Here is an 11,918-nt window from a genome sequence, read left to right as displayed (position 1 = left end):
TAATGCTGAGATTGAAAGTTTAGTTATCTAAATAAAAACATCCAATCAGTCAGATATTCACTGCCAATGAGAATTTTTCCCCACAACTCAAATAACAAGATTGAACACTTACGCATCGTACATCTGTACAGTAAGTAATATCTATATCTCCTCCATCATTCTTTAGTCTCATCCCACTTCTGTTCCTTTTGATAGAGATTAATCTCCAAATCTTGTTTTTCCTTACCTTAATAACGTCTCTCAACAAAGTGTTTTTTGATTAAAATAACTTAATTAAAACGACTTGATATTGACAGAAAAAGACAGTCCATTTTCTTGTAATGAATTGTTACTTCCATCAACATCAATCAATGGTAACCCCCAGTCAAGGCGCATATTTAACCAGTCTGACATTTGCCACTGCAAGCCTAACCCTGTTGATAGCAAGGTATTAGAATCTAGCTCAGAGTTTGCGGAACTATTCCAACCAATGCCAAAGTCAACAAATGGAGTCAGGTGTAAAATTCCCTGGACTTCCGGTACCCGTAAAATTGGTAATTGCATCTCAGCAGATAAGAAAGCGCCGTTGTCAGTTAGTAGCAAATCTTGGCGATAACCCCGGACACTCCCTAAGCCTCCGATCGCAAATTGTTCTAAAGGTACAAGTTGGCGTGTTGTCAATTGTAAATCTGAGCGTAGCACTAACAATGTCTCTGGAGCCAGAAGTCTGACATACTGTCCTTGTCCCCGCCAATAAAAAAAACGACTGTCTGGCGGCTCATCGTTAATTGTGGCGTTAAACGCACCTATCCCTAGATTGAATTGTGAACGTAAGGCAAATACTTCTGTGGAATTGCGACTCGTCCATTCTTGAAAAAACCGCAATGCAGAAATGCGAGTTCTGCCATTATCATCAGCACCTGGGGAAATGGGAAAATCTAATCCCAACAGAGATGTTTTGCTTTGTTGTTGCGAAAAAGTCAAACCTAGAGCAAATTCTTGTCTGGGAGTTTGCAATAAAGGCTGACGTAGGGTTAGTTCAAAAGATTCAGAATTACCCAGGATATCGAGGCGGTCAAAAGGTGGTTCAACTACCTGAGTGTTGCTTGCACCATATGTTAATTGCACTGTACCATTGTGGGGATTAATGGGGACTGTGTAGCTAATATCGTATGAATTACTACCATCAGTATTACTGTAAGTCGCTCTGAGTTTATCCCCGAAACCGAGTAAATTTCCTTCACTCAATCGCAATCCCCGGCGAATGCTACCTACACTGGGGGCGCGACCATTATCAACAAAAAATTCTCCCTCTAAAGAATCAGCCTCCTTGACAGTCACTTTCAGGAGGCTTAACTCTGGACTTGTCCCCGCAGATAGTTCAGCGGAAATATTTTGAATTAGAGGGTCGAGTTGTAATAATTGTATGGCTTGCAGCAAGCGATCGCGATTTAAAGGTTTGCGGGCTGCGATCGCTAACCGGCTTTTAATGTATCCTGGGTTCAAGCGACTTGTGCCTGTCACCTGAATATCTTCTAAGCCGCCTTCCACAATTTGAACTTTGACAACAGCTTGGTCTTTTGTAAAACGTTGCTGGGCTGGAATTACTGCACCAGAATTTATATAACCAGCGTCGGTATACAATCGACTGATAATTGCCTCTACTTGTAGTAATTCTGTAAAGGTAATGGGCTTGCCTAGAAATTGCCCAGTTGCTTTAGCTAATTCTTCATTACTAAAAGCAGTATTGCCGATAAATTCAAACCGCTCAATTACAATCTTCTCTGGAATTTCGGGGGGAGTTTGAGGCGTAGGTGAACTGGGAGATGGTGTTTGCAATAAATTTTCGTTTGGCAATGGTGCTGGTATTTTTGGTGGTTCAGGGATTGTCGGTCTAACTGGTGATGGTATTTGAGTTAATACAAAGTTGTTTTCGTTTGTATAAATTGGTGGTGTGGTCAAGTAATGGGGTGATGAAGTGTTTTTTGCCTGTACGTTTATTGCTTGCCAAGTTTTTGTTGGACTAGCAACAGAAATACTACTGCTACCAACGCTCATAGTGGTGACTATAATAAATAACCGAACTTTCTGTAAGATGTTTTTCAACAGCATAAGCCAGTTTTTTAAGATAGGGTTGTAGGTAGGAATTAAGTTATGGCTAAAACTTAACCTTATCGTCGATATTTCTCTAAATATTTGATTATCTAAAAGTGCTTGCACTTAGCTTAAAAAGCTTGAGTAAGATTTATTTACTACTTATAAATAAGAAAGCTAAATAGGCGAAGCAATGACGAAATAGAAGCTGAGTACACCCGTAGGGGCACGGCACTGCCTATTGGTGTCAACTTAACGTAAAAGCCAGTCTCTAACAAGCTTTTAGAGATTGACTCTTGTCTCGTTCCCAGTCTCCGACTGGGAATGCCGTCCTGGCGGCAGAGCCGCTTTTGAGTTGCATTTCCAGCCCAGAGGCTGGAAACGAGATTTGAAAAGGCTTTTTGCTTAAGTTGACACCAATGGGCACTGCCGTGCCCCTACACCTCGTGATGTAATGTTGTACCCCATCTGAATGGGAACCGCTATATAAACGTAACTAATCAAGGAAAGTGACAACAATATTTGGCACAGTCATATTCAAAAGCTCTACCAATTGCCCAATCTATTGATGACAATCTTTATGATTCAAATAAATTCCATAAAACAGGATATTTTCTTAAGATTATAAAAATGTGGCGAAGTTTCATCCACCTTGAGGAGGACAGGATTATTATTCCCTTTTTGATTACGAGCAAGTGAGAATAAACAGAAACAAACTTGAAACAGTAAGCAATTAGGATGATTACGCCACGCAAAAGAGCAATCAAAAAATCAGGCTTATGAGATAACTATGATTCAATTATCTGACTGTAACTACCTTCTTCCGTACTTGCTATTTCTAAAAGAGTTTTCATTACGGAGTCAGGATTAAGACTGATAGAATCAATACCTTCCTGAACCAGAAATTTAGCAAATTCTGGATAGTCACTGGGCGCTTGCCCACAAATTCCTATTGTGCGCCCGTGCTTTTTAACTGTGGCTATGACCTTGGCAATCATCCGCTTCACAGCTTCATTGCGTTCATCAAATAAATGCGCTACTAATTCCGAATCTCTATCTACTCCTAATGTCAATTGTGTCAGGTCATTAGAGCCAATTGAGAATCCATCAAAGATTTCACAAAACTCATCGGCCAATTGCACATTACTCGGTAACTCGCACATCACATAAACCTGTAAACTGTTTTCTCCCCGCACCAAACCATGCTTCGCCATCTCTGATAGCACGCGCTGACCTTCTTCGGGAGTGCGACAAAATGGCACCATTAAAATTACATTAGTTAAACCCATGCGATCGCGCACATTTTTCATCGCTAGACATTCTAAAGCGAAGCCTTCACGGTAGCGTTCATCGTAGTAGCGAGAAGCACCACGCCACCCCAGCATCGGGTTTTCTTCTTGGGGTTCAAACTGTTTGCCACCTAAAAGGTTAGCATATTCGTTAGTCTTGAAGTCTGATAGGCGCACAATCACAGGTTTGGGATAAAAAGCAGCTGCGATCGTGCCAATACCTTGAGCTAGTTTATCGATAAAGTATGCAGCTTTATCTTCGTATTGGGCAGTTAATTCGGCAATCTTAGATTTAGCCAACTGATCTTCTAATTCATGAAAGTGAATTAATGCTAGTGGATGTGTCTTAATATGATTAGCAATAATAAATTCCATTCGCGCTAATCCTACTCCATCATTAGGGATAGCGGCAAAACTCAATGCTTCTTCTGGATTGCCCACATTCATCATAATTTTGGTACGAGTCTGGGGCAAATTTTCCAATGCTAATTCTTTGACTTTATATGGCAACAAACCTTGGTAAACCTTCCCAGTTTCACCTTCTGCACAAGAAACGGTAATTTCTTGTCCTGTTTTCAATACGGCGGTGGCATTACCACAACCAACTATTGCCGGAATACCTATTTCTCTAGCAATAATTGCACTATGGCAAGTACGTCCACCTTGGTTAGTGATAATTGCACTAGCGCGTTTCATAATTGGTTCCCAGTCGGGATCAGTACGATTTGTGACTAGCACTTCTCCAGGTTGAAACTGGTTAATTTGATGCACATCCAGAATCACTCTGGCTTTACCTTGGCCAATCATCTCACCCACACTCCGCCCTGTACTCAACACTTCACCTTTTTGTTGTAATTGATAAGTGCGGAGAACATTTTTTGATTTTTGAGACTGTACTGTTTCGGGACGCGCCTGCACGATAAAAAGTTCATTGGTAATCCCGTCTTTAGCCCACTCAATATCCATTGGTGTGTAGACACCACGGACTTGTGAGTAATGTTCTTCAATCAGGCAGCAAGCTTGGGCTAATTGTAAAATTTCTTCATCAGTAAGGGCATATTTTAGGCGATCGCACGGCGCAACAGAAATATTTTTAGTCAATTTCGATCCACCAGTATCGTAGATCATCTTGATTTCTTTTGTACCCAAGCGTTTTTCTAAAATTGGGCGATATCCCTGCTTTAGGGTAGGTTTAAATACTAAATACTCATCAGGATTGACTGCTCCCTGTACTACATTTTCTCCCAAACCATAAGCGGCAGTAATTAGTGCTACATCATGAAAACCTGTCTCAGTATCAATTGAGAACATCACCCCAGATGTTGCTAGGTCAGAACGCACCATTTTTTGTACGCCTACCGAGAGGGCTATGCTAAAGTGGTCAAACCCTTTGAGTTCACGGTAGGAAATAGCACGGTCAGTATAGATTGAGGCAAAGCACTTGTGACAAGCTTCTAGTACACCTTGCAACCCGTGGACATTCAGGTAGGTTTCTTGCTGTCCGGCAAAGCTAGCATCAGGTAAATCTTCTGCTGTGGCGCTAGAACGGACTGCGACATCGGTATTAGTGCCATATTGTTCTTCAAGGTCTTGATAAGCTTGGGTAATTGCTTGTTGCAATTCTAGTGGAAATGGAGTTTGCAGCATTAAAGCTCGTACTTGCTTTCCAATAGAATGGAGATTGTTCACATCTTCTATATTTAAATCTGCAAACAATTGCCGTAATTTAGGTTCCAAACCTGCTGAAGAGATAAAATAATGATAAGCGTAAGCTGTAGTAGCAAAACCTGTGGGAATCTTGATGCCTTTGGGTACAAGCTGCTGAATCATTTCCCCCAAAGAAGCATTCTTGCCACCTACTAAAGGTATATCTGCAATTCCAACTTGGTTTAAAGGTAATACCAAGGCTTTGTCTTGGGAAAATTGATGAGTAGTTTGTTGATTAATTAGTGCTTCTGGCATGGAAAATTTCCTTTTATCAAGCTAATCACGAGGGTTATATTCGTCTCATACTTATAGTTATAAAAAGATTATTTGAGGAACTTGTGAAGGTGTAGCTAATTCGTAATACTCACCTCCGGCGATAAGCAAGCTACGTAATTTAGAAAATTTTATTTCATTTGGGGTTTTGGAATTTTATCTTATAAAGGTAGTTTCAAGTAAAAAATACTACCTAATCCTATTTTACTTTCAACCCAGATTTGCCCGTTGTGTTGCTCTATTATATTGCGACAAATAGCTAGACCTAAACCTGTTCCACCTTGTTTGCGAGAATCGGAAGCATCCACTTGATGAAATCGCTCAAAAATAGATTCTAATTTGTTAGGAGGAATTCCTCTACCTTCGTCTCGTACCTTAAACAACACATCCGAAGTTTGACCATCTTTTCCTTTGATTTCTTCTACTGATATTAATACATTAGATTCTTTAGGTGAAAACTTAATTGCATTACTTAGTAAATTTGTTAGTACCTGAATAATCCGATCCTTGTCAACTTTTAATTCAATATCTTGAGGTAAAACTGACAAAATTATTCCAGCATTATTAGCCATTAATTGCATTAATTCTGTAGCTTCTATTAATAAGTCAGCAGCATTAATTTGTTGTTTATTTAAAGTAATTTTTCCAGATTGTAATCTTTCTAAATCTAAAATATCATTTACTAGTCTGACTAAGCGTTCAGAACTGTCTGACACAATTTGAATGATGCGTTTACCCTGTTCAGAATCAAGTTTTACCAAACCAGTTTTCAATAAGCTTAAACCTCCTTGGATTGAAGTCATGGGGGTACGTAATTCGTGACTAACAACTGAGATGAACTCACTCTTGATTTTTTCTAATGCATAGCGTTGAGTGATATCTTCACCAATGCTCATAGTACCTACTCTTATGCCTTGTGAATCTTGTAGTAGCGTATTGTTCCAGGCAATTACGCGTTCTTCTCTAGATTTAGTAATAATTTGGTTCTGGTAGTGAGAATGTAATTCTTGCTCTAACGTTTCTACAAAAACCTTTTGTATATTATCTTGCTGATACTGCGGGATAAAATTGGCAATCCACTCTTTACCTAAAATTTCTTCCTCGGTATACCCACTCAATTCTAAAAAGAAAGGATTAACGTATTCAACTTTACCTGTATTATCCAGTCCGATAACTAACAACTGCACGTTTTCTAATAAGCTGCGCCAACGGCGTTCTGCTTCACGTAGTTGAGCTTTAATTTTTATCTGTTGGTTAATCGTTAATGTCAAAATATTGATGAATTTATGCAAGTGTGCATTTGCTTGAGATAATTCAGCAGTGCGCTTGGCAACTCTTATTTCTAACTCTGCCTTTGATTGTTGTAAAATTACTTCTACTTCCTTGCGTTGGGTTATATCCAAACAAGTACCAAGCATTCGTATTGCTGTACCTTCGTCGTCATAGATACATTTTCCTTTAGCCGCAATCCAGTGAATGCTACCGTCAGTCCAAATTACTCTGTATTCTACATAATATTCAGATTTATTGTCTTTGGAATCCATTACTTTTCGATTCACTGCTTTTCTATCCTCAGGGTGGAGGCAGGCGAGAAAAGCTTCATATTTACCTACAAACGTACCCGGAGTTATACCAAATAATTGCTCTTGACGACTTGACCATTTGAGATGGTTAGTCAAAAGATTCCAATCCCAAGTTCCCATCTGAGAAGCTTCTAAAGCTAACCTTAAATGTTCTTCACTTTCTTGCAAAGCAATCTCAGTCTGTTTTTCTTTAGTTATTTCTTTTAAAAAAACTGATACGCCTTCCAAAGAAGGATAAATGCAATTTTTAAACCAGCGATCGCTCGATGGATAATATTCTTCTAGCTGAATAAACTTTTGCTCAGTGAAGGCCTGTAAATAAGCTTCATAAGAATGCTGACGAAATTCTTCGGTACATTCTTGCCAAATATTTTTACCAATTAAATCCTTTGGTTCTCTGCCAAAAATTTCTGCTGCTTTTTGATTAACGTATGTATAGCACCAATTAGCATCGATAGCTATAAAAGCATCACTAATACTCTCTAATATATTAAATAAACGATTTTTGCTTGCTTCCGCTTCTGCACAAGCAGCTTGTTCGCGGATTATCATCTGTGCTATTTTTTCTTCTGTCTGTTTGCGCTCTGTAATATTCGTTAGCGTTACTACAGCACCAATAATTTGCTTGTCTAAATTTAATAATGGAGTAGCACTCAACAATAAATTAAATTCGCTACCATCTTCGCGGGTTAAGAATACTTCTACACCTTGAAAACATTGACCTTGCAGCAAGCTAGATAGTGAAAATACTTCTTGTTTTTGCTGGCAATTTGGTAATTTATCAATAAACAAACACTCTTCTATTTTTTGATAGCCACTACAATAATTACATTGCAGTGGAAACGACAAATCAAATTTTTGAAATAATGGATTCTTACCACACAGTTGCTGTGCTGCTTGATTTGCGCGAATAATTTGCCAATTTTGGTCACATACAATGATTGCTTCGGCTGCTTGTTCCAGAATAGAATTTGCTAGTCTTTCAGCCGCCACAATTTCTGCATTACGTTTTTGCTCAGTTAAGTCGGTTACTACTATGCAAGTAACTACTACTACATCGTCAATTTGCAATGCCTTGAAAGACAAATAAACAGGTATCTGAGTTTCATCTTCAGCAATTAAGTAAACCTCACCTCGACAAAATTCCTGTTTTGCTTGCTGAAATAATGCTTGAAATACCTGTTTTTCTTGTGGCGCTATGTAATCCTCAAAGTTAGAACCGATTACTTTCTCTAGTGGCTTTTTGAGCATTACCGCTAAAGGATGATTACAGTAAAGAATTGTTCCATGATTATCTATAGTCACAGCGCCTTCATGCATCTGTTGCAAAAAAGCACGGTAAGGATAATCAGCATCTTGCAAAGTGAAAATTCGTTCTTCTTGAGCGCTAGATATAACTAAAGCATCTACCTCACCTATTCTGATAGCTCTAAAAGTCTCTTCTAAAACTTGTATTCGATTACGTAGAGCTATATTTTCTAGTTCAAGTTCTTGATGTGTTTTCACTGCAATCACCCTAAACAAATTCGTAATTCGTAATAGCCTGTGGCAAGCTGCTTCTCTACGAGAGGCTTCGCCAACGTGTCTACGTAATACTCTCCTCCGGTAAGAAGCAGGCTACGTAATTAATTGTATGATGCACTCAATTCATTAGACTTCTTGCACGAATATTCAACAACTTGTTAGCTGCGATCGCATCAATTTCGTAGCCTAATCTAATAAATAATGCTTCTAGGTCATATTCGCCTGTTTCTTCAATCTGACTGCGCTCAACTTGAACATGGTCAATTACTAATTTTTTTTCTTTGATTAATTCCGCTACATCCCACCCGAAGGAAACAACATTTTGTGTTAACTCTTCAGCAGTTTCTTCAAACGCCATAAATACGCCTGGTTCATCAAATAAGGTAGCACCCCGTACCAAAAATTCCATTGCCATCAGTGTTTTGCCACAACCTGCTCTACCACAAAGTAATACTGGTCTTCCTTGCGGCAACCCTCCATAAGTAATTTCATCTAAGCCTTGTATTCCGGTTGGGCATTTGGCAAGCATTGTAGGTTTCAGTTGTGGATCAATTTTTTCTTTATTCATATCTAACCTAAATGCTTACTTGAGAGTAATCACAATAGTAGGGACTAGTATTTCCAAGAAAAACTAACTCTAAAAACTATCTCATTTCTATTTGCTTATACTAATTTATAGAAAGTTTGTGAGGATTTTGTGAAGAAGTGTATTCCTTTGACAAAAGCAATGGATTATGTGAAATAGTTGTAATTGAAAATAATTATCATCTTTGAAAAAGCTGCCTTGTTAACTCAGACGTGACTGTAGTGCTGCCCCAAAATCCTGTAATAAATATCTAACACAATTTCTGTATTGCTATCAAATTGTTCTAAATCAATTCATTTTCAGTAAAAAATCCTCATCTTGATTAACCTCCTGTTCCTAATTGGCAAATTGGAGGAATATTGAGTTGTGAGATATTTTTTTGCATGTTACATTGTATTTTTTAAATTTTTGCCTACTCACAAAATCTTCACAATTATTGGTTATTATCTTGTTGTCAGGGTGTTAATAAAATTTTTCTGTCATCTTACTTAAAGTCACAATCAAAATAAAGTTTGTTAATAAATACTAGGGTTTTGATTGATAAATCTGTAGCTCAAGGAGAAGTATTGAATATGACAAAGCGATTATTAGTTATAGATGATGAAGATAGTGTGCGGGAAATTGTTCAAATCTCGTTAGAGTCAGTGGCTGGCTGGGATATACTAACAGCATCTTCAGGTAGCGAGGGAATAGAAATTGCAGAATCTGAGCATCCTGATGCCATTTTACTAGATGTAATGATGCCTGAGATGGATGGGCCAACTACTTTTAAGCAACTACAGGCAACTGTTGCAACCTGTGATATTCCTACTATTATGCTGACTGCTAAAGCTCAATCTGATGAAAAACAGCAGTTGAGGGATTTAGGAGTGGCAGGAGTAATTACTAAGCCTTGTCTACCCCTAGATTTAGTTAATGACATCTGTAAGATTCTTAATTGGAATCAAGTTACCAATCTGTTAAACTAAACTACATTTAGAAAATTATCAAAATGTAGACTACAGTTTTGGAGAAAGAAAAAACTGGAAATTAGTCCATGTATACTCTACATAAATTATTCCATTAACTTTGAGATGGCTATTTATATGGATGTAAAACCCTTGCTAATTTTCAGTGTCAGACAATTTTGAACTTGATTTTTTACAAAGTGACATTAAATTGTGTTTTGACAATCGCTGTGAGTAATGTTGCCAATATAAGTACTGAGCGATCGCGCCGTTTGCACTAAAAAATTATTGGGATCTACAAGACATGGACTGCAAGCCAAGACTGCCTCTAAAGGAACTGCTACAACTTGTCCATTTTGCCAAGCTACCATCTGTGCAGATTGCCCATCAGCTAATAAATCCACAGCAGCTTTACCAAAAGCGGTTGCTATCAAACGGTCTAAAGCTGAAGGAATACCACCTCGTTGGATGTGTCCCAAAACGGAAACCCGAATATCAATTTGATCGTTACTGCAACGGCGAATTTCATCAGCAATATATTGACCCATGCCACAGGATGGCTTTTCAGAGGATGGATGGCTAGATGAATCAGCTGCTATTTGAGCGCCTTCCGCCACGACTACAATTGCAAATCTGCGTCCCCAGCGATCGCGTAATTCTGCCAAATGTTCGCACACACCTTTAATTGTGTAGGGAATTTCAGGAATCAAAATCACATCTGCACCGCCTGCAATGCCAGATTGTAATGCTAAGTGACCTGCTTTCCGTCCCATGACTTCGACAATCATCACGCGATCGTGACTAGCAGCTGTAAATGTCAAACGATTTAGGGCATCTACAATCGTGTTGACCGCAGTATCAAACCCAACTACTCTTTCTGTTTTGCCTACATCATTATCAATTGTTTTTGGAATGGCAACGAACTGCCAATTTCCTTTGCTTTGTAGTTGGTTGAGAATTGCTAAACTGCCATCTCCACCAATACCAATTAAGGCATCTAGTTCTAAAGCATGATAACCAGCAACAATCTCGTCAACATGAGCTAGAGTATCCCCTTTGTTGATACTACCCAGAATCGTGCCTCCCATATTCAACAAGGGGTCAATACCACGTAGGTCTAGACCATGTATGCTCAGAGGAATCGCTTTTCTCTCTAAAAGCCCTCTAGTCGCATAAGGAATACCCACTACCTGCCAGTCATAGGTAAGAGTGGCGTGGTTTACAACTGCCCGAATTACAGCATTGAGTCCAGGACAGTCGCCACCACTAGTAAGAATACCAAGTCGTTTTTGCATGGTCATCACACCTCAACAACAAAGGAAGGAGGCAGAGGAGAGGAGGCATAACTAATACTGTCCTCTGCCTCACTTTTAAACCCTGTTTCGGCTATATGTTGAGATTAAGCCAAAAATCTGAGGAAGTTGTGAGGCTCTAACTTAGATATTATGCTGCTAGCAGTAATAAACTCCAACCTGCTTGTGTGACAAAAGTTACTGGAAGTACGGTAATCCAACAAATAGCGATCAAATTCAAATGATATTAGAGGCGTTGTGTTAAGCTCATCCCACCCCTAAAAAGGGATGGGATAACACGTGCATACTGATGACGGTTAACAGTCATCAGTCAACAGTTACAGCACTTGCGTCTATTATGAGGTACACTAGATTAAAATATAAATACTTTTAAATGAAGTCATATTCTGTCGATCTACGAGAAAAAATAGTTGCAGCACATCTTGAGAAAAACATCTCAATCAGGAAAGTAGCTAACATATTTTCCGTGTCAAAGAGTTTAGTGCAAAAGCTGGTAAAACAACAAAAACTTGAAGGAAATTTACAATCTAAGCCGCGAGGAAAGCCGCAATTTAGTCATTTAACAAATGCAGATATAGAGTTGAGAGAATTAGTTGAATCATATCCAGATGCAACATTAATAG

At 38.7% G+C, this 11,918-nt stretch carries 8 protein-coding genes; 2 read left to right on the top strand and 6 right to left on the bottom strand.

Annotated elements, in window-relative coordinates:
• Positions 1–273: 273 nt before the first annotated feature.
• From F8R90_RS12090 to F8R90_RS12070, 5 genes are all read right to left on the bottom strand, one after another.
• Positions 274–2,037 carry a ShlB/FhaC/HecB family hemolysin secretion/activation protein gene (locus F8R90_RS12090; RefSeq protein ID WP_230966271.1) on the bottom strand — a complete coding sequence of 588 codons (1,764 nt, stop codon included), beginning with the start codon at positions 2,035–2,037 and terminating at the stop codon, positions 274–276.
• A 307-nt stretch (positions 2,038–2,344) separates the two neighbouring features.
• The gene (locus tag F8R90_RS12085) at positions 2,345–2,500 is read right to left on the bottom strand and encodes a hypothetical protein (protein WP_196510930.1); all 156 of its coding nucleotides are present in this window, start codon (positions 2,498–2,500) and stop codon (positions 2,345–2,347) included.
• 361 nt (positions 2,501–2,861) lie between these two features.
• A complete protein-coding gene (gene ppsA, locus F8R90_RS12080) occupies positions 2,862–5,324 on the bottom strand; it encodes a phosphoenolpyruvate synthase (protein WP_196510929.1) in 2,463 nt (820 codons plus the stop codon).
• Between the two features lie 179 nt (positions 5,325–5,503).
• On the bottom strand, positions 5,504–8,431 hold the full coding sequence (locus F8R90_RS12075) for a PAS domain S-box protein (protein ID WP_196510928.1): 2,928 nt from the start codon (positions 8,429–8,431) through the stop codon (positions 5,504–5,506).
• A gap of 136 nt (positions 8,432–8,567) precedes the next feature.
• Entirely contained in the window at positions 8,568–9,017 is a 450-nt protein-coding gene (locus F8R90_RS12070) for an ATPase domain-containing protein (protein WP_230966270.1), read from the bottom strand.
• Positions 9,018–9,607: 590 nt separating this feature from the next.
• Here F8R90_RS12070 and F8R90_RS12065 point away from each other — a divergent pair.
• A complete protein-coding gene (locus F8R90_RS12065; protein ID WP_196510927.1) occupies positions 9,608–10,003 on the top strand; it encodes a response regulator in 396 nt (131 codons plus the stop codon).
• A gap of 185 nt (positions 10,004–10,188) precedes the next feature.
• On the opposite strand, the gene F8R90_RS12060 is transcribed toward F8R90_RS12065, so the two are convergent.
• Positions 10,189–11,277 (bottom strand): ATP-dependent 6-phosphofructokinase, encoded by a 1,089-nt coding sequence (locus tag F8R90_RS12060; RefSeq protein ID WP_196510926.1) that lies wholly within the window; start codon positions 11,275–11,277, stop codon positions 10,189–10,191.
• A gap of 391 nt (positions 11,278–11,668) precedes the next feature.
• Here F8R90_RS12060 and F8R90_RS33835 point away from each other — a divergent pair.
• Positions 11,669–11,918: IS630 transposase-related protein (locus F8R90_RS33835; protein ID WP_442946745.1), on the top strand; the 250-nt coding region annotated here is incomplete at its 3' end.

This window comes from Nostoc sp. NZL (assembly GCF_015714705.1).
GTDB classification, from domain to species: domain Bacteria; phylum Cyanobacteriota; class Cyanobacteriia; order Cyanobacteriales; family Nostocaceae; genus Nostoc; species Nostoc foliaceum_A.
Note: the sequence above shows the minus strand (reverse complement) of the source record. Positions and strands in the feature narration are given on the sequence as shown.

Excerpts from the sequence above, each read along its gene's own strand:
- F8R90_RS12090 (WP_230966271.1), bottom strand. The coding sequence starts at position 2,037 with ATGAGCGTTGGTAGCAGTAGTATTTCTGTTGCTAGTCCAACAAAAACT.
- ppsA (WP_196510929.1), bottom strand. The coding sequence starts at position 5,324 with ATGCCAGAAGCACTAATTAATCAACAAACTACTCATCAATTTTCCCAA.
- F8R90_RS12070 (WP_230966270.1), bottom strand. The coding sequence starts at position 9,017 with ATGAATAAAGAAAAAATTGATCCACAACTGAAACCTACAATGCTTGCC.
- F8R90_RS12065 (WP_196510927.1), top strand. The coding sequence starts at position 9,608 with ATGACAAAGCGATTATTAGTTATAGATGATGAAGATAGTGTGCGGGAA.
- F8R90_RS12060 (WP_196510926.1), bottom strand. The coding sequence starts at position 11,277 with ATGCAAAAACGACTTGGTATTCTTACTAGTGGTGGCGACTGTCCTGGA.